This window comes from Nocardia concava NBRC 100430, from assembly GCF_000308815.1.
Lineage (GTDB): Bacteria > Actinomycetota > Actinomycetes > Mycobacteriales > Mycobacteriaceae > Nocardia > Nocardia concava.
In genome coordinates this window covers 92563-109475 of sequence record NZ_BAFX01000061.1, presented here as the reverse complement: position 1 = coordinate 109475, position 16913 = coordinate 92563, and the positions used below count along the sequence as shown (strand labels likewise).

The 16913-nt window shown below is 68.8% G+C and carries 18 protein-coding genes and 1 pseudogene; 8 read left to right on the top strand and 11 right to left on the bottom strand.

Features of this window, described 5'->3' with window-relative positions:
* From ON43_RS12510 to ON43_RS12500, 3 genes and pseudogenes are all read left to right on the top strand, one after another.
* A pseudogene (locus ON43_RS12510) lies at positions 1 to 469 on the top strand (Fe-S oxidoreductase); the annotation flags it as partial.
* Positions 470 to 746: 277 nt separating this feature from the next.
* A complete protein-coding gene (locus ON43_RS12505) occupies positions 747 to 1481 on the top strand; it encodes a dienelactone hydrolase family protein (protein WP_040807054.1) in 735 nt (244 codons plus the stop codon).
* Between the two features lie 107 nt (positions 1482 to 1588).
* On the top strand, positions 1589 to 2098 hold the full coding sequence (locus ON43_RS12500) for an HD domain-containing protein (protein WP_051178330.1): 510 nt from the start codon (positions 1589 to 1591) through the stop codon (positions 2096 to 2098).
* Positions 2099 to 2125: 27 nt separating this feature from the next.
* On the opposite strand, the gene ON43_RS12495 is transcribed toward ON43_RS12500, so the two are convergent.
* The 5 genes from ON43_RS12495 to bioB form a co-directional block, all read right to left on the bottom strand.
* On the bottom strand, positions 2126 to 2509 hold the full coding sequence (locus ON43_RS12495) for a VOC family protein (protein ID WP_040807051.1): 384 nt from the start codon (positions 2507 to 2509) through the stop codon (positions 2126 to 2128).
* Between the two features lie 53 nt (positions 2510 to 2562).
* Positions 2563 to 2727: a hypothetical protein gene (locus ON43_RS45540; protein WP_167333432.1), complete on the bottom strand. Its 165-nt coding sequence runs from the start codon at positions 2725 to 2727 to the stop codon at positions 2563 to 2565.
* Positions 2728 to 2824: 97 nt separating this feature from the next.
* A complete protein-coding gene (locus ON43_RS12485) occupies positions 2825 to 3544 on the bottom strand; it encodes a DUF2567 domain-containing protein (protein ID WP_051178329.1) in 720 nt (239 codons plus the stop codon).
* Positions 3544 to 3759 (bottom strand): biotin synthase auxiliary protein BsaP, encoded by a 216-nt coding sequence (bsaP, locus tag ON43_RS12480; RefSeq protein ID WP_086007938.1) that lies wholly within the window; start codon positions 3757 to 3759, stop codon positions 3544 to 3546. The genes ON43_RS12485 and bsaP overlap by 1 nt, the downstream gene beginning before the upstream one ends.
* A 115-nt stretch (positions 3760 to 3874) precedes the next feature.
* Positions 3875 to 4912, bottom strand: coding sequence for a biotin synthase BioB (gene bioB, locus ON43_RS12475; RefSeq protein ID WP_040807044.1), 1038 nt, complete (start codon positions 4910 to 4912; stop codon positions 3875 to 3877).
* 110 nt (positions 4913 to 5022) lie between these two features.
* Here bioB and ON43_RS12470 point away from each other — a divergent pair, with 110 nt between their 5' ends.
* The 4 genes from ON43_RS12470 to ON43_RS12455 all read left to right on the top strand — a co-directional run bounded on the left by ON43_RS12470 (position 5023) and on the right by ON43_RS12455 (position 9104).
* On the top strand, positions 5023 to 5607 hold the full coding sequence (locus tag ON43_RS12470) for a TetR/AcrR family transcriptional regulator C-terminal domain-containing protein (protein WP_040807042.1): 585 nt from the start codon (positions 5023 to 5025) through the stop codon (positions 5605 to 5607).
* 373 nt (positions 5608 to 5980) lie between these two features.
* Positions 5981 to 7012 carry a FecCD family ABC transporter permease gene (locus ON43_RS12465; protein ID WP_040807040.1) on the top strand — a complete coding sequence of 344 codons (1032 nt, stop codon included), beginning with the start codon at positions 5981 to 5983 and terminating at the stop codon, positions 7010 to 7012.
* A gap of 302 nt (positions 7013 to 7314) precedes the next feature.
* Positions 7315 to 8070, top strand: a complete 756-nt coding sequence (locus ON43_RS12460; RefSeq protein ID WP_051178341.1) for an ABC transporter ATP-binding protein — start codon at positions 7315 to 7317, stop codon at positions 8068 to 8070.
* Positions 8071 to 8081: 11 nt separating this feature from the next.
* Positions 8082 to 9104: an ABC transporter substrate-binding protein gene (locus tag ON43_RS12455; protein WP_040807037.1), complete on the top strand. Its 1023-nt coding sequence runs from the start codon at positions 8082 to 8084 to the stop codon at positions 9102 to 9104.
* Between the two features lie 16 nt (positions 9105 to 9120).
* Here ON43_RS12455 and ON43_RS12450 read toward each other — a convergent pair whose 3' ends face one another.
* The 6 genes from ON43_RS12450 to ON43_RS42425 form a co-directional block, all read right to left on the bottom strand.
* Positions 9121 to 10263 carry an alpha/beta fold hydrolase gene (locus tag ON43_RS12450; protein WP_040807035.1) on the bottom strand — a complete coding sequence of 381 codons (1143 nt, stop codon included), beginning with the start codon at positions 10261 to 10263 and terminating at the stop codon, positions 9121 to 9123.
* A gap of 146 nt (positions 10264 to 10409) precedes the next feature.
* Positions 10410 to 10877: an SRPBCC family protein gene (locus ON43_RS12445; protein WP_040807033.1), complete on the bottom strand. Its 468-nt coding sequence runs from the start codon at positions 10875 to 10877 to the stop codon at positions 10410 to 10412.
* A gap of 41 nt (positions 10878 to 10918) precedes the next feature.
* On the bottom strand, positions 10919 to 12322 hold the full coding sequence (locus tag ON43_RS12440) for a sensor histidine kinase (RefSeq protein WP_051178328.1): 1404 nt from the start codon (positions 12320 to 12322) through the stop codon (positions 10919 to 10921).
* Entirely contained in the window at positions 12319 to 12978 is a 660-nt protein-coding gene (locus ON43_RS12435) for a response regulator transcription factor (protein ID WP_040807030.1), read from the bottom strand. The genes ON43_RS12440 and ON43_RS12435 overlap by 4 nt, the downstream gene beginning before the upstream one ends.
* Positions 12979 to 13004: 26 nt before the next feature.
* The gene (locus tag ON43_RS12430; RefSeq protein ID WP_040807027.1) at positions 13005 to 14261 is read right to left on the bottom strand and encodes a DUF1501 domain-containing protein; all 1257 of its coding nucleotides are present in this window, start codon (positions 14259 to 14261) and stop codon (positions 13005 to 13007) included.
* A 17-nt stretch (positions 14262 to 14278) separates the two neighbouring features.
* Positions 14279 to 15499, bottom strand: coding sequence for a DUF1800 domain-containing protein (locus tag ON43_RS42425; RefSeq protein ID WP_051178327.1), 1221 nt, complete (start codon positions 15497 to 15499; stop codon positions 14279 to 14281).
* Positions 15500 to 15622: 123 nt separating this feature from the next.
* On the opposite strand from ON43_RS42425, the gene ON43_RS12420 reads away from it, so the two are divergent.
* Positions 15623 to 16891, top strand: a complete 1269-nt coding sequence (locus ON43_RS12420; RefSeq protein WP_040807025.1) for an adenosylmethionine--8-amino-7-oxononanoate transaminase — start codon at positions 15623 to 15625, stop codon at positions 16889 to 16891.
* Positions 16892 to 16913 lie beyond the last annotated feature (22 nt).

The window sequence follows — 16913 nt, the reverse complement described above, 5'->3', positions numbered from 1 at the left end:
GGCCGCGGCGAGCCGCGAATCCGATACTGCCGCACCCGAACCCGTCAAGGCCGAGGCCGCGGTCGCCGAACCTCCCACCGAATCCACCCCGGCCGCCGAGAAGGCTCACCCGAGTCCGACCGCCAAGCCCGCCGGACTCGGTATGAAGAGCGGGCTCAAGGCACCCGGCGGAAAGGGCCTGCAGATGAAGGGCGCCACCAAGGCTCCCGGCGCGAAGGCCGACGAATCCGCTTCCGCCGCCACGACTCCCGCTCAGACCGCGCCCGCCGCCGCGGTCAAGCCGGCCATCGCGGCCAAGGGTCTGGCCATGAAGTCCGGACTGAAGCGACCCGGCCCGAGGGATTCGGGGAGCAATGGCATCTCCGCCGCGACCGACGCCTTCGACGGCAACGGTGTGACCGAGCCGCCCGCTGCCAAGGTGGGTGGGCTGGGGTTCAAGGCGGGTATGAAGGTGCCGGGCAAGAAGTAGTGGGAGCCGGCCTGAGCGCACACTATTCGCCGTTCAACTGCGATTTTCGCCATCTACGCGGCGATAGTGTCGGCTCAGGCCGGTTGATCTTGTGAGCTGGTTGTAAATGGCTTGGCGGAGGGTGGAGGGTGCTGCTACGGTTCCCGAGGCCGTGCAAGAGAACGAGGAGGTGGTACCCGTGAATGCTGTATCGACGTGGGTGCTCCTCTCTGGGGTCATGGTCGGGCGGTAGGTCGTCCGGGAGCGCCGTTCATGTGCACTCCTGAAAGGCACGACCATGCAATTCATTTCTGAGAAGCGGTTCGATGACGGGGTTGTCGAGCGCGAATTCACTCTCGGCGAGATCACCGGCATCCTGTGGACGCCTGCGTCCGTCTCCGCTCCGGTCCCGCTGATCCTGCTCGGACCCCCTCCCCTCGGACTGCGCAAGGCGTACCCGCGACTGGCGGGCCGGGCGCGGCACACCGTCGCGGAGGGTTATGCCGCGGCCACCATCGAACTCCCCGGCAACGGAGACCGGCCCCGGATTCCCGTGGTCGACCAGGCCGTCGCTGACCTGCACCGGGCGTTGGCGGCGGGCGAGCCGGTCACCGACGACATCGTCGACCGGCTCGTCCTCCCACTGCTCGATCCCGCGGTCGCGGAATGGCGGGCCACCCTGGACGCCCTGCTCGAACTACCCGAGATCGGCGGCCCGGTCGGATACTCGGGCGGGGTGATCTCGGTCGGCACCCGGCTGGCCGTGGTCGAACCGCGTATCTCGGCCGCCGTCCTGTTCGCCGGAAGCTACGTTCCCCGTGTGATTTTCGAGGAGGCCCGGCAGGTCACCATCCCGCTACACGTCCTGCTGCAGTGGGACGACGAAGGCAACGACCGGCAGATGGCCCTGGATCTGTTCGACGCCTTCGGCTCCAAGGAGAAAGCGCTGAACGCGAATATGGGCGGGCACACCGGCGTTCCGCCGTGGGCGGGAGAAGCCGGAAACCAGTTCTTCGCCCGACATTTGAAGTGAGGCCCGGCCGCTGAGCGGCCGAGGCTCGAGCGGGGTGGGTGGCGCCGCCCCCCACCCCGAAATTTATTGCCGGGTAGGTCATCCCGGAGTCCGGTAGGTTCGGCGGCATGGATATCGGGGGAATCGAAGGTATCGCTCGTAGTTATGCCGAAGCGGCACACGGGGATCAGAAGTATGGCGGACAACCGTACGTGGTTCATCTGACGGCGGTGCGCGCCGTGTTGGCGGACTTCGGGATCGAAGGCGATTTCGGAGTCGCCGCCTGGCTGCACGACGTGCTGGAGGACACGGACGTCACCAAGACCGAGCTCGAGGCGGCGTTCGGGGAGACCGTCACCGAACTCGTCTGGGCCGTAACGGGAATCGGCGAGAACCGGCAGGAGCGCAACGGAGAGATCTATCGCAAGATCGGCCTCTACCCGTCGGCGGTCATCGTCAAATTGGCTGACCGGATCGCCAATGTCGAAGCGAGCGCGGGAACCCGCTTCCTGCCGATGTATCAGGCCGAGTATCTGGAATTCCGGGGACGACTCGGCGGCCTGCTCCCCGGAAACGAGACGGTCGCGCGCATGTGGAGCCGCCTGGACGCGGCGATCAGCCTGGACGCCCCTCGGTGAAACCTCTTCGCCGAGGGGCTGTTTCGGCTACCGATCAGCGTCGTCCTGCGTGACGTAGAAGCGATTCCCGTCCGGATCGGTGAACGCGAACATCAGCGGCGCGGTCTCCCACTCGAGCAGCTCGCCGACGCGGCAGCCGAGATCGGAGAGGGCGGCGTGGACGGCGCGGGCGTCGGGGGTGGCCAGGCGGATTCCGGTGTCGATGCCCAGCGGCAGGTTCGAGTCGGCCCGGACCAGGGAGAGCGAGGCGCCGCCGCCGGGCAATTCCAGTTCGACCCAGCGGAATCCGGGCTGGAGTTCGGCGTCGAGCCGGGTCTTCAGTCCGAGCGCCTCGAGCAACTCCTTGGTCCGATCCTGGTCGGAGACGGGAATGGCGATGGTCAGCACCGACGTGCACATGGCTTTGGTCATGACCGTTATGACGGTCCACGGCCACCGAAATAAGCTATGCGCAGGTCAGGACGCTACTGGTCGCGATTGCGATGCTTGGTGGTGCGCTTGTAGCGGCGCCCGTTCGGGATGGGCTGGGCGGCATTGGATCTGCGGAGTTCGTGGCGTTGGCGCCAGGCCGTGAGATCCGGGCGCTCCGCCGGTGCGGGCGCGCCGCGATCGGCGGGTGCGGTCTTCATGGGGTCCCCCAGGGTGATTCGGTTCGGTGAACTCGAACACGGTAAGGGGTACAACGCCGGAGCTCCAGCGAATATTGCCGAGGCCCGGAGTACAGGCTCAGCGAGTGGTGTCGGATTCCGGGACCGAGCCCGGCGACTCGAAAGGCACGACGGGATCGCGCGGGGTGAACTGGGTACCGCCGTTGGAACCCGGGTACGGGCCGTAGCTGATGGCCGAACCGTATTGCGGCGGTGCGATGATCACCGGTTCCGGTCGCTGCCCGCCGAGGGGCAGGTATTCGCCGGTGCCCAGATCATCGGAGGTGCTCAGCGCGGTGAGCAGCAGCACCACCACCGAAGCCGCGAGCGGCTGGGCGATGAGCGCGGCCCACCCCTCCACCGACGGCGCGAATTCCACGATGGTGTGCACCGCCGGATGCTTGGGCCGGGTGTGCAGCTGCTCGGCGACCGCCTCACCCACGACCTTGGTGAGGAACGCACCCACCAGCGACCCGAACAGGATGCCCAGCAACAGAATCGGGCCGCGCACCTTGCGCCAGCGCCACACCGCCGCCGTCCCGACCACACCGAGCACGATGCCGATCAGCACGAAGATCGCCAGGGCGTCGAACCGGTGCATGCTCTCACCGGTCAGGGCGGTGCCGCGGTCCGGCTCGACCACCAGCAACTGCTCGGCGGGCGCCAGAAACGCCCAGACCACACCGGCCAGCGCGCTCACCGCGGCCAGCGCGGCGAACACCACCGCCGCCGCGCGCACTTCCCGCATCACGACAGCGACGCGTAGCCCGCCCGGCTCGGCGGTGAGTGCGGTTGCCACTAGCGGTGTTCCAGGCTCGTGGAGTCGAGCACCCCGTGGCGGGAGCATTTCGCCCACCAGCCGTCTGGACTGACCTGCACGATCATGCGGCGACCACACTGCTCACAGAAACGCGGCGGCTCCAAGCCCAATGCGGCGGCGGGCGGGACCGGATCCTCCAGACCCGGCACGACCCGCTTCCCGGTGAACGGGTTGTAGCGCTCCTCGATCTCCACGACCACCTCGATGGATCCTTCGTGTCTCGAACTCGGGCAGCATCCTGGGGCAAACCCCCCACCCACTACGTTATGGGATGGGTGCGGCGGCCGAACCCCCGCACCCCGTTATATCTCAGAGGGTTTCGTTGAGCGCCTTGATCGGCATCTTCAGCTCGCCGAGCAGATCGATATCCGACTCGGCCGGGCGGCCCAGGGTGGTCAGGTAGTTGCCGACGATGACGGCGTTGATGCCGCCCAGAATGCCCTGCTTGGCGCCCAGGTCGCCGAGGGTGATCTCGCGGCCGCCGGCGAAGCGCAGGATGGTGCGCGGCATGGCGAGGCGGAAGGCGGCGACGGCGCGCAGCGCGTCGGACGCGGGCAGCACCTCGAGATCGCCGAACGGGGTGCCCGGGCGCGGGTTGAGGAAGTTCAGCGGCACCTCGTCGGGCTGGAGCGAGGCCAGGTCGGCGGCGAATTCCGCACGCTGCTCCAGGGATTCGCCCATGCCGAGGATGCCGCCGCAGCAGACCTCCATGCCGGCCTCGCGCACCATGCGCAGGGTCTCCCAGCGCTCGTCGTAAGTGTGGGTGGTGACCACGTTCGGGAAGTGCGAGCGCGCGGTCTCGAGGTTGTGGTTGTAGCGGTGCACGCCCATGGCCGCCAGCTGATCGACCTGCTCCTGGTTGAGCATGCCCAGCGAGCAGGCGACCTGGATGTCGACCTCATTGCGGATGGCCTCCACGCCCGCGGCGACCTGCGCCATCAGGCGCTCGTCCGGACCGCGCACCGCGGCCACGATGCAGAATTCGGTGGCGCCGGTCTTCGCGGTCTGCTTGGCGGCCTCGACGAGGGAGGGGATGTCGAGCCAGGCGGCGCGCACGGGCGACTGGAAAAGGCCGGACTGCGAACAGAAGTGGCAGTCCTCGGGGCAGCCGCCGGTCTTGAGTGAGATGATGCCCTCGACCTCGACCTCCGGACCGCACCACTTCATGCGCACGTCGTGGGCCAGGCCGAGCAGCTCCTCGAGCCGGTCGTCGCCGAGCCGCAGCACCTCGAGGGTCTGCTCCTGGGTCAGGCCGACGCCGCGCTCGAGCACCTGCTCGCGGGCGATGGCGAGAATGTCATCGCCTGCGGTGCTAGCGGCTTCGGTGGTGACGGCTGCCTGGGTCATGTCCGTGCGAATCCCTTCGTGCGGCCGTGTGGCCGAGCAACTTGAACGGTGTTCAGGGTAGGCTAGCAGTCCGGAACGTGAGCGGGAACACGAGAGGGTCGGGTTTTTCAGTGCAACTCCACCGCACGGACGTGGTCGACGGGGCAATCGCCATTCTCGACCAGTACGGACTGGCCGATCTGACCATGCGCCGCCTGGCGACGTCACTGCACGTCCAGCCGGGCGCGCTGTACTGGCACTTCCCCAACAAGCAGGCGCTGCTCGGCGCGGTCGCCGACCGCATCCTCGCGCCCATGGACGAGCCGGTCGCCGCCGACGAATGGTCCAAGCAGATCACCGAATTGGCGCATCGACTGCGCGAATGCCTGCTCGCCTACCGCGACGGCGCGGAACTGGTCTCGGCCACCTACGCGTCCCGCCTCACCACCAGCAAGGGCCGGGAACGCCTGGCCAGCGCCGCGATTCGCGCCGGCATGACCCGCGAGGAAGCCGACCTCTCGGCCTACACCCTGCTCTACTACGTCCTCGGCCAAACCGTCGACGAACAGTCCCGCATCCAAATGGACTCCGTAGGCGCACTCGCGGAAGAACATTCCCCGCTGTACGACACCACCGACGCCACCTCCCGCTTCGACTTCGGCCTCCAACTCTTCATCAGCGGCGTCCGCCACCTGTTGGGCAGCCGCGTCCGCTGAAATCGGCCTAGGGCATGACGTAGAGGGTGCACCCGTCCAGGCCCCGTCGTCCGCCGCCTGCCACGTCAGCCCGGTGGCCAGGAACACCGCGGCGGTGAGGACGCCGACCAGGCCGCGAACCACGTTCATGCGCACCAAACTACCGCGAAGCACGGGCAGCCGGATGGCGAGAATGTCTCGAGCCCCGGGCGGCTGGAGGGTGTAAAGATTCCGGACGGTAGAGTTTCGGCGTCATCGTCGGTGGGTGTGGGAATCCGGTGTAATTCCGGGACGGTCGCGCCACTGTGAGTACGGCTTTCGAGCCGTGCGAGTCAGACCTCCCCCGCCGCGTAGAACTCTGGAGAGGCCGCGATTTGCCTGTGGAGGTTCATCGATGAGGCGTGCGCGCGCATCGATCGCCCTGCCCGTCATGGGGATTGCGCTGCTCGCCGCCATGGTGGTGGCGACCGGGTTCGGGTCGGAGAACATTCCGGTGCGCGATGTGGTCGGCGTGCTGGCGCATCGGATCGGCGGCGGAGTGTCCGCGGATCTCGGGCTCGACACCATCGTGTGGCAATTGCGGGTGCCGCGAACGATTCTCGCGGCGATCGTCGGGGCCGGGCTGGCCGTCGCCGGGGCGGCTATGCAGACCCTGGTGCGCAACCCGCTCGCCGATCCCTACCTGCTGGGCGTCTCCTCCGGCGCGGGTGTCGGCGCGGCGGCGGTCATCACCTCCGGTCTGTTCGCCGGGGCCGGACTGTGGGCATTGTCGGCGGGCGCGCTCGCCGGGGCGTTGGCCGCCGCCGCGGCCGTCTTCCTGATCGCCATGGCCCAAGGTGGGCTCACCCCACTGCGTTTGGTGCTCACCGGAACCGTTCTCGGTTCCGCCTTCGCCGCCTTCAGCAGCTATCTGATCTTCCGCAGCAGCGAGCCCGCCGCCGCCCAATCCGTCCTGTTCTGGCTCCTCGGCAGCCTCTCAGGCGCGGACTGGACCCGAATCCTCTTTCCCGCCACCGTGGTTGCCGCCGCGCTGACGGCTCTGCTGCTCGCCGCGAACTGGCTCGACGCCCTCGAGCTCGGCCCCGACACTGCCGCCTCCCTCGGAATTCCCGTGCGCGAGCTGCGAATCGCCTTGTTCATCCTGCTCGCCGTCCTGGTCGGAGTCCTGGTAGCGGTCTCCGGCGGCATCGGCTTCGTCGGCCTGGTGGTCCCCCACGCGGCACGGCTACTGGTCGGCCCCCGCCACCGCGCCCTCCTCCCGGCGAGCGCCCTCTGCGGAGCGGCGTTCCTGGTGGTCGCCGACGCCGCTACCCGAGTCCTGGTCCGCCCCACCGAGATCCCCGTCGGCGTCCTGACCGGCCTCATCGGAGCCCCGGCCTTCCTCCTGCTCATGGGCCGGCGCCGCTACAACTTCGGTGCCGCATGAGGCCCGACAATCCACCTTCGACAGCGGCTGCGGACGAAATGCCAGCCAACCCGGTACCGACCCGGACCACCTGCGCCAGCGGTACGACGGGTTCGCGCGACGGCGCGAATCCGGGCGACGCAGGCGAGAAGCCGGCGCCAGTCGACACCAACGCAGTGGCGGCGCCAGCGCATCCCGGTCGCTGGTGGGGGTTCGGGCCGCGTCCCGAACGGAACGATGCCCGCGACCGAAGGTCGGACACCGCGCATGTCACGAGGCGGGGAAGCGCGGCGGGCACCGGCGGATCGCTGCGGGTGCGGCGCATGGATTGCGTGGCGGGGCGGCGGAGCGTGCTGAGCGGTGTGGACTTCGAGGTGCGGCCGGGAGAGACCGTCGGGATCGTGGGGCCCAATGGGGCGGGGAAGACCACGCTGTTGCGGACGCTGGCGGGGCTGATCACGCCGGGTGCGGGTGAGGTTTTGGTGGACGACGTTCCGCTGCATGCGGTTTCGGCGCGGGACCGTGCTCGGCTGGTGAGTTTGGTTGGGCAGGATGAGCAGCCGCCCGCGGATTTGCTGGTCGGGGAGCTGGTGGCGTTGGGGCGAAGTCCGTATCTGCCGCCGTGGGGTGCGGGCGGACCGCAGGAACGCGCGGCCGTGGAGCGGGCGCTGCGGCTGGTGGATCTCGCGGGCTTCGAGGAGCGCGCGGTTGGGCGTCTGTCCGGTGGGGAGCGGCAGCGGGTGCTGCTGGCGCGGGCGTTGGCGCAGGAGACGCCGGTGTTGTTGCTGGATGAGCCGACCAATCATCTGGACATCACGCATCAGCTCGAATTGCTGGCGCTGGCTCGGGAATTGGAGCAGACGGTGGTGATGAGTCTGCATGATCTGGCGTTGGCGGATCGGTATTGCGATCGGGTGCTGGTGGTTCACGAAGGCCGGGCTCATCCGCTCGAACCGCCGGTGACGGCGTTACGCGCCGAGGTGCTCGACGCGGTGTTCGGGGTGCGGGCGCATCGGATGGCGGATCCACACTCCGACGGAACACATCTGGTGATCACGGCACGAAAGGCACACTCTTGAGCAAGGTTTCGATGAACCGGACGATGCGGACCGTGCTCGCGGTCGCGGCGGCGGCCGGTGGGCTGGCGGCCTGCGGGTCGCCGCAGGCGGCGTCGGGGAATCTGGCGGTGCGGAATTGTGGTGTGGAGCAGAAGTTTCCGTCGCCCGCGCAGCGGATGTTCGTCAATGACGGGAATCTGATCTCGATGGTGCTGGCGTTGGGGGCGCAGGAGCAGACGGTTGCGGTTTCCAGTTTGAAGCGGGATGCGGAGACCTTGCGCAAGCATTATGGCGACGCCGTCGACAAGTTGAATTCCGTTGCGCCGGATTATCCTTCGCGGGAGACGGTGCTGGCGCAGCGGCCGGATGTGATGGTTGCGGGGTGGAATTACGGGTATTCGGAGTCGGCCAATCTGACGCCGGATTCGCTGCGGGCGGCCGGGGTCGCACCGTATGTGCTGACCGAGAGCTGCCGTCGACCCGACGGTGAGCGGGGTGTGGTGGATCCGTGGACGGCGCTGCGCACGGATCTCACCGCGCTGGGTGCGATCACGGGCCATCAGGATCGGGCGACGCAGGTGACCAGCGAGCTCGATCGCAGGCTGTCCGCGTTGCAGGCGGCGCCACAGGCCGATAAGCGGCCCACCGTCTTCGTCTTCGACAGCGCTTCCGACACCGTCATGTCCAGCGGTAAATTCGGTGCGCCGCAGGTGATTCTGGAGGCTGCGGGTGCGCGCAACGCGCTGGAGGACGTCTCCGACACCTGGTCGCAGGTATCGTGGGAGCGGGTGGCGGCCGCCGATCCGGATGCCATCGTGTTCGTGGACTATCCACCGCAGAGCTTCCAGCAGAAGGTGGATCTGCTGCGCGGCAAGCCCGGCATCCAGAATCTGCGCGCGGTGCGCGAGGGCCGTTTCCTGAATCTGCCGTACGCGTTGTGGACCAGCGGTCCGCTGAACATCGATGCCGCAGAGCAGGTGCGGGCCCAGCTGGAGCGCTGGAATCTGGTGCCGCCCTCGGGAATTCGACCCGCCTCCGACGACATCGTGCACTGAGGGATAGATCGGGGATTCAGCGGGCCGTGGCCGCCGCGTGCTCCCGCTGTAACTCCCGCACGAACGGCACCACCTGATTCTCGATCACCGTGTTGTACTCCTGCGGCCGCTCGATCGGATTGGCGTGCCCGGTCGTCCGCGTGGTCACCACCAGCAGCGTCCCGCCCACCCCGCCGACCTGATCGACCAGCACCTGGTGCGAGTACTCCACATCCACGATCGGATCGTGGTACGGGTCGTGCGGGCGGATGAAGACGATGGCCGGACGCGGTTTGCCCGCAACGGGTTTCGCGAGGGCGCGCAGATCGTCCACCGCGCCGCCCGCCACGATCGCCTTGAACTGCGCCTCGATCAGTCCGTTGCTGGCGGCGTCGGTGTTCAGGATCTTGTTGCGCAGCACATCGCGCATGGTTTCCCGGAATTCGGTGCCGCGGACCAGGTACGGCCCGCCCACGAAACGGTCATGGCGCGCATACATTTCCACGGTGAGCCGCAGGATCCGGCTCTCGCGCGCCCCGGGCACCCAGCCCATCCAGCGCAGCATCTCCTCACCCTGATCCCGGCTCTCGGGCCGGACGGCCTCGAGATCCACGGGCGTGCAGTCCAGCAGCACCGCCTGCACCTTCTCGGCGCTGTCGGTGTACAGGTGTTTGGCGACCTCGAGGGCGATCACCCCGCCCATGCTGTGCCCGGCCAGCACCACGTTCGGCACCTTGGCGGCCTCGGTGACCTTCACGATCAGGTCGGCGATGACCTTGGTGTCGATACCGGTGTTGTCGTAGCGCACCGCCCACACCGAGCCGAGCCGCGACAGCGACGGCAGCGCCCGCGCGGTGTTGCTGGCGTCGAGGACGCCGAGCCCGACCAGATCGAAGACCGCGGTATCGTTCGCCTTCGGATCCGAGGGGCCCGCGATGGGCAGCACCGCGGGCTCGGTCTGGGCCAGCCGCTCCTGTTCGTGCAGCACGTCCACGCCCAGGTATTCGGCAAAAACGCCCAGCGCGACGAGGGGAACCAGGCTCAGCCGCATCAGCAGCACCCGGGTACGCCGCCAGCGCACCCACCCGGCGCCGAGCCGGGTCGCGCGCAGGCGTTCTCGACGCAGTCGGTCGTCATACGCGGCGACACCGGACGGATTCGGAAAACCCGGCAGCGCCATACCAATCAAGAGTACGAATTTCCGGCCGTTCATCCAGGCTTGTCCTGGCGGCCATCTCCTGATACGGCACCGGTCATGCGGGCGCGGACGGGGAAGTCGGCGCGGGCACGGCACCGCTCAACAGGATGCGCTCCGAGGCTGAACTCTCAGTGCTTGGCGGCGTGTTCGGTGAGTTCGGCGAGCTTGGCCAGCGACATCCGGAACCCGACCTCGTTATCGGTCGGGGACAGTCCCGGCGGCAGATTCTCGTGGCGCGCGGTGACGGTGGTGCCGCCGGGCGCGTCGACCAGGGTGTAGGTGAGGGTCATCTCGCCGCTCAGATCCGGGTCCTCGGTTTCGAATTCGACGGTCTGCACCACCTCCCGGTCCGGGACGACCCGGGCGAACACACCGTGGAAGGTGTCGGTGTGCGCGGTCGTCTTACCGGCCTCGGTGGGCAGGTCGTAGGTGAGCGAGATGCGGAAGCGGCCGCCCACGCGCGGATCGAATTCGTGGATGCGGCTGGTCATTCCGTCGGGGACCATCCACGTTCGCACCGAACGGGGATCCAGGAGCGCCCGGAAGACATTCGGACGCGGGGCACCGACGAACTTCTCGACATGGGTGGAGGGCACGCCGCCACCCTACGCCGCATGTGATGAAGATCACGACAACTTCACGCGCCGTTCGGCGAGTCCGGTGGCGCCTCCGGCAGGGTCAGGGTGGCCAGGGTGCCGCCGCCGGGCGCGGAAGTCAGTGTGGCGGAACCGGAATGGATCTCGGCGACCCAGCGCACGAGCGACAAGCCGATGCCGTGCTGCCCGCGTGTCCCGATCGCGCCGCGCCGGAAGGGGTCGGACAGCGCCGGGTCCAGGCCGGAGCCGTGATCGCGCACCACGACCTGCCCGGCCGCCACCCGCACCTCGATCGGCGGGCGGCCGTGCACCTGCGCGTTGTCGATGAGATTGCGGACCGCCAGGGCCAGCAGATCCGGATCCGCGTGCACCGCAGTGGGTTCCGTGGTGAGCGTGATCTCCCCACCACATTCGGCCACCACACCCTCGACGAGTTGATCGAGATGCAGCCGCTGCTTGTCCAGTTCACCGATACCGGTTTCGGCGCGGGTGCGGGCCAGCAGCCCCGCGACCATCCGCCCCATCCGATCGGTGAGCGAGCGCGCGTCGGTGATGGCGCGCCGAGTGTCGGCCGGATCGCGCAGCGCCGCATCGAGATACAGGCGCAGAGTGGTGAGCGGCGTGCGCAATTCGTGCGAGGCCTCGGACAGGAAGCGCTCCTGTTCGTCCAGCATCCGCACCGCCGGGCGCATGCTCACCCCGGACAGCAGATGCCCGGCCAGCGCGGCGAGCGCGACCAGCGCCAGCCCGCCGCCCCACAGCGCCATCACCAGGCGGCGATGATCCTTCGCCTCCGGTGCGGGATCGCCACCGGCGAAAATGACCGCGCCGACCGAGGAATCGGTGTCCCACACCGGGGCGGCCGCCATACGCACGGGCTTCCCGTCGCGGTCGGTGAGGCCGTGCCACTGCGTATCCTCCTCGTCGGCCACCTGCTGCGCGATCCCGGTCAGTGCGGCGGGCAGCTCGGATCGCTTGTGCACGAACCGTTCCTGCCACCTACCCTGTGGATCCCGGACCAGGACGGCGACCGCGATGGCGCCGCTCGCCAGATCGTCGTCGGTGCGGACGGTTTCGAGATCGACCGCGCCGTCGTCGGGATTCCAATACACCTCCCGCGCCAGCCCGGTCACCACCCGATTGACCTCCGCGTCGAGCGCTTTCTCGCGCGAGTGCCCGTCGATCTCCGCCGCGATCGAGCCGAGCACGATCAGACAGACCGCGGTCAGCGCCGTGAAGAGTGCGGTCAGCAGCCAACGGGTCCGCCGCAGCCGGCCGGGCGTGGTCGGCCGCGTCGCCGCCCGCCTGCGCAGGCGGGATACAACCCCGCGCACGCCTCGATTGGGATCTCCCCCGCCCGTTTCGGATTCGGCACCGACCTGCCCCGGCTCCTCCGCGGTGCCGCCGGGCCGCGCGCCGGATCCGCCCAGCCTTCGTAGCCTCATGGCGCGATGGTGAAGCCGACGCCCCGCACGGTGTCGATGAGCGGCGGGTCGCCCAGTTTTCGGCGCAATTGGGCGATCACCACGTCGACGACATTGGAGGCCGGTTCGGCCATTTCGTCCCAGCAGCATTCGATGAGTTCGGCGCGGCTCACCACGGTTCCGGCGCGTGCGGCCAGCAGTTCCAGGACGCCGAATTCCTTGGGGGTCAACGTGAGTAGCGTGCCCGCGCGATGCACGCGGCGGCGCGGACGATCCACCACCAGGGTGCCGACGACGGTGCGGGTGGCCGCGGGCAGCTCCTGACGGCGGCACAGCGCGCGCACCCGGGCGGCGAGTTCGTCCATGGCGAAGGGCTTGACAACATAGTCGTCCGCGCCGTTCGCGAAACCGTCGAGTCGGTCGGCGAGGGCGTCACGGGCGGTCAGCATGACGACCGGGGTGCGCTGCCCGGATTCGCGCTGGGCGCGCACCAGATCCAGGCCGTCGCCGTCGGGCAGGCCGCGGTCGACGACCAGGCAGTCGTAGGTGTTGACGGCGATCTTCAGATCGGCGTCGGCGTAGTCGCGCGCCAGATCCACGGCGAACCCCGCCGCTCGCAGCCCGGCGGCGACCTCGTCACCCAGGTTCTTGTCGTCCTCGCACACGAGTACCCTCACCTGCGCAATTACAGCATCCGGTCCGGTCATCCGACCACGACCCCGGGCAGCGGGCGCGGGTTGCCGGGCAGAATGTCACCGGCGTGGATACCGAACCAGCTCTCGGCGAGAGTGGCGTAGAACTCGGTCATATCGACGGTGGCGCGGAGATTGTCGTCGGCGTCGAGGTTGCGCAGGGACGGGACCTCTCCGTAGACGCCGGGGCTGGTGGGCCCGAGGAGCAGGGCGGTTCCGGCCGCGCCGTGGTCCAGGCCGTCGGAGTCGTTGACGGGTACGCGGCGGCCGAATTCGCTGTAGGCGGCGATGAGGACGCGGTCGGCGATGCCGCGGGCGGCCAGGTCGGCGCGGAAGGCGGCGAGGGCGGCGTCCAGTTCCCGCATGAGCAGCGCGTAGCGGGCGGGGTGTCCGGTGTGGGTGTCGAAGTCCGCGCCCATGGGGACGTGCACGATGCGCAGGCCGTGATTGTCATCGGCGAGCAGCCTTGCGGCCAAACGCAATTGGATGGCCAGGTCGCTGTCGGGGTAGCCGTCGGCGGCGGCCGGGAGGGTGGCCGCCATATCCGAGAAGCGCAGGGCGGCGGCGCTGCTCGCGCGGGCGGCGGCGAACAGGGGCGTGTCCGCGCGGTCCGGATGCGCCATGGCCCGCTGGGCCGCCAGCCACGCGCCGCGGACGTTCTCGTCGTCGAAAACCGGGAACAGGCCGTCGTTTCCGGCGTCCACGGACAGCGTGGTGACCCGCTCGCAGGCCAACGCCCGTGACGAACCGGTCCCCAGCGACACCCCGACCGCGGGTGTGGCCGGGTCGCCGAGGTGGTCGCACAGGCGGCCGAGGAATCCGGTGTCCGGTCGGGTGGCGCCCTCGGGGTCGCCGGTCTGCCAGCGATGCAGCATCTCGAAATGGGAGAGGTCGGGTTTGGCGATGCCGACGCCGGGAATCACCGAGACGCCCGATGCGGCAAGCCTTTCCAGCTCCGGATGCAGGCCGAGGGTGTCATCGATGGCATGCACCCGTTCGGCCGCGATGGCGGCGCCGCGCCGCAGATCCCGGTATCGGGAGTCGGCGTAGGGCACGGTCATCGACAATCCGTCACTGCCACCGGCCATTTCGATGACGACCAAGCGTCGCTGGTCGAGCGCGGCCGCCTTGATCGGCGCGGGTGGGCTCCAACGCTTCGGCGCGTCCGACGCGCCCAGCAGCCGATACCCGGCGACCCCGCCGACCGCGGCCACCACGCCCGCACCGACCCCGGCCCGCAAGACGGTGCGGCGATTCACCGAGACCATGGTTTGTCCTTTCCGATTCATGCCAGCGTGAATTCCGGGGCGGTGATGGCGAGCGCCAGCAGGGCCGTCGCCGCCTTGTCGGGTTCGCGGCGCAGCTCGAAGGCGAGATCGCGTGCCGCGGTGCGGGTTTCGGGAGTCGGGTCATAGATCGAGGCACGGGTGAATACGGCTTCGACCGGGTCCTTCGCGCCCGCGATCTCGCCCAGTGCGGGCGCGCCGACTGCCAGCGCGGCCCGTGCGACCGTGGTGCCGGGCGCGACCCACCGATTACCCGGCGGCCACCCGGCCACGTTCGGCGGGTAGAACGGCGACTGACCGAGCGCGGTCATTGTCTCGAAAGCCGTTGTCGCATTGTCGATCCCGCAAACCGCCAGCGCCGCCGTCACCCATTCGACCGGATACCGGGGCCGCGTGTACACCGCCGACGTGAACGACGGATGCCGCAGGATCGCCTCCACCAGGGGTCGAATCTCCAACCGCGCCTGCGTGAATACGTCCGCCAGTTCACTGAGCCGATCCCCCGAGGCCTCCTCGCCGACGAGGTACCGATGCAGTTTCGCGGCGATGAACCGCGCGCACTCCGGCCGGTCGCACAGAACGTCCACCGCGTCGCGAACCGTGGTCACCCGCCGTCCCAGCAGCTCCACGGCCCGCTGGTTCCCGGATTCCGCGTCGAAGCTCACCGCCCCGTACTCGTCGACGCTCCACCCCGACAACGCCACAGCCGCGGCCTTCACATCCTGCTGCGTGTAGTTCCCGCGGCCCAGCGTGAACAACTCCATGAGCTCCCGCCCATGATTCTCATTGGGCGCCTGCACAACCGATCCCGCCCCGTCCAGCCACTGCAGCATCGCCCCGTCGACGGTCATCGCCTGCGCCAGCTCCCGGAAGTTCCCCAGCGCATGCCGCCGGATCACCAGGTGCTGCCGCCACATCAGCTCCCAGGTGTCGACCTTGTCGTGGCTGGAGGTGAAATGCCCGTGCCAGAACCACACCAGCTTCTCGTGCACCCCGGCCGCCGGATCCGACATGGCCTTCAACCAGCGGCCCACGGGCCCGTCGGCCGCCGCATCGGCCTCCTCGTCGAACACAGGCGCAGTAGGTGTCACCGGCTCCGCGGCCAGCACCAGATCGAGAACCCCGCTCGCGCCCTTGCCTCGAAGTGTCTCCACCCGCCCCGGGAAAGGCCCGAACGTGGTGCGGCGCAGCACATGCGCCACCCCCGCCAACTCATCCATATCCCCAAGATGGCAGCGCACCCATTAGGAAATTGTGAGCGTCACTCCGGCCCCGATCGGGTCATCGCCTCGACAGCTGGTAACTTGAACAGCGTTCAAGCCTGCTCCTCGTAAGGACTTCCCATGGCATTGGCTCCCGACGCGATCACCGAACTCGACGCGGCGCATGTGTGGCATCCCTACGGCGGATTTCCGGCCAGCACGGAACCGCTCATCGTGGCCTTGGCATCGGGCACCCGGCTCACGCTCGCCGATGGCCGGGAGCTGGTGGACGGGATGAGTTCGTGGTGGGCGGCGGTGCACGGGTATCAGCACCCGGTGCTGGACGCGGCGCTGCTGGCGCAGTCGCGGAAGATGAGTCACGTGATGTTCGGCGGGCTCACCCACGAGCCGGCCGTGCGGCTTTCACAGCTGTTGGTGGAGCTGACGCCCGAGGGGCTGGACAAGGTTTTCCTCTGCGATTCCGGGTCGGTGTCGGTGGAGGTCGCGGTCAAGATGTGCCTGCAGTATCAGCGGGCGCTGGGCCGTCCGGAGAAGCATCGGCTGATGACCTGGCGCGGGGGCTATCACGGGGACACCTTCACGCCCATGAGCGTGTGCGACCCCGAAGGCGGCATGCACTCGCTGTGGACCGATGTGCTGGTGCCGCAGGTCTTCGCGAGCGCGCCCCCGGAAGACTATGAGCCGCAGTATGTCTCGGAGCTGGAGCGAGTGATCGCCGAGCACGCTCACGAGTTGGCGGCCGTCATCGTCGAGCCCGTCGTCCAGGGCGCGGGCGGGATGCGATTCCACGACCCACGCTATCTCGCCGACCTCCGCCGCCTCTGCGACGAGCACGACGTGCTGCTCGTCTTCGACGAGATAGCGACCGGATTCGGGCGCACGGGAACGCTTTTCGCCGCCGAGCAGGCGGGGGTGCGGCCGGACGTGATGTGCGTCGGCAAGGCGCTCACCGGCGGCTACATGACCCTCGCGGCCGCGCTGTGTACCGCCGAGATCGCCGAGACCATCAGCCGCTCGCACGGCGGACTCATGCAGGGGCCGACCTTCATGGGCAATCCCCTCGCCTGCGCGGTCGCGGTGGCCTCGATCGAGCTGTTGCTGTCGCGTGACTGGCAGGGTGAGGTGCGGCGGATCGAGGACGAGCTGAAGACCGGTCTCGCCCCGGCGCGGGATCTGCCCGGTGTGGCCGAGGTCCGGATTCGCGGCGCCATCGGCGTGATCGAGCTCGATCATCCCGTGGACATGCGCAAGGCGACGCATGCCGCGGTCGACGCGGGGACGTGGTTGCGGCCCTTTCGCAACCTGGTCTATGCCATGCCCCCGTTCATCAGCACCTCCGCGGACGTCCATCGGATCACCACCGCCATGCTCGCGGCTGCTGCGGTCTGATCGGAGGATGCCGAAGGGATGC

Bases quoted from the DNA above. Each gene is read 5' to 3' on its own strand.
- ON43_RS12495 (WP_040807051.1), bottom strand. From the start codon at position 2,509: ATGACCAAAGCCATGTGCACGTCGGTGCTGACCATCGCCATTCCCGTC.
- ON43_RS45540 (WP_167333432.1), bottom strand. From the start codon at position 2,727: ATGAAGACCGCACCCGCCGATCGCGGCGCGCCCGCACCGGCGGAGCGC.
- ON43_RS12430 (WP_040807027.1), bottom strand. From the start codon at position 14,261: ATGGTCTCGGTGAATCGCCGCACCGTCTTGCGGGCCGGGGTCGGTGCG.
- ON43_RS12500 (WP_051178330.1), top strand. From the start codon at position 1,589: ATGGATATCGGGGGAATCGAAGGTATCGCTCGTAGTTATGCCGAAGCG.
- bioB (WP_040807044.1), bottom strand. From the start codon at position 4,912: ATGACCCAGGCAGCCGTCACCACCGAAGCCGCTAGCACCGCAGGCGAT.
- ON43_RS12465 (WP_040807040.1), top strand. From the start codon at position 5,981: ATGAGGCGTGCGCGCGCATCGATCGCCCTGCCCGTCATGGGGATTGCG.
- ON43_RS12420 (WP_040807025.1), top strand. From the start codon at position 15,623: ATGGCATTGGCTCCCGACGCGATCACCGAACTCGACGCGGCGCATGTG.
- ON43_RS12505 (WP_040807054.1), top strand. From the start codon at position 747: ATGCAATTCATTTCTGAGAAGCGGTTCGATGACGGGGTTGTCGAGCGC.
- ON43_RS12450 (WP_040807035.1), bottom strand. From the start codon at position 10,263: ATGGCGCTGCCGGGTTTTCCGAATCCGTCCGGTGTCGCCGCGTATGAC.
- ON43_RS12460 (WP_051178341.1), top strand. From the start codon at position 7,315: ATGGATTGCGTGGCGGGGCGGCGGAGCGTGCTGAGCGGTGTGGACTTC.
- ON43_RS12440 (WP_051178328.1), bottom strand. From the start codon at position 12,322: ATGAGGCTACGAAGGCTGGGCGGATCCGGCGCGCGGCCCGGCGGCACC.
- ON43_RS12455 (WP_040807037.1), top strand. From the start codon at position 8,082: ATGAACCGGACGATGCGGACCGTGCTCGCGGTCGCGGCGGCGGCCGGT.
- ON43_RS42425 (WP_051178327.1), bottom strand. From the start codon at position 15,499: ATGGATGAGTTGGCGGGGGTGGCGCATGTGCTGCGCCGCACCACGTTC.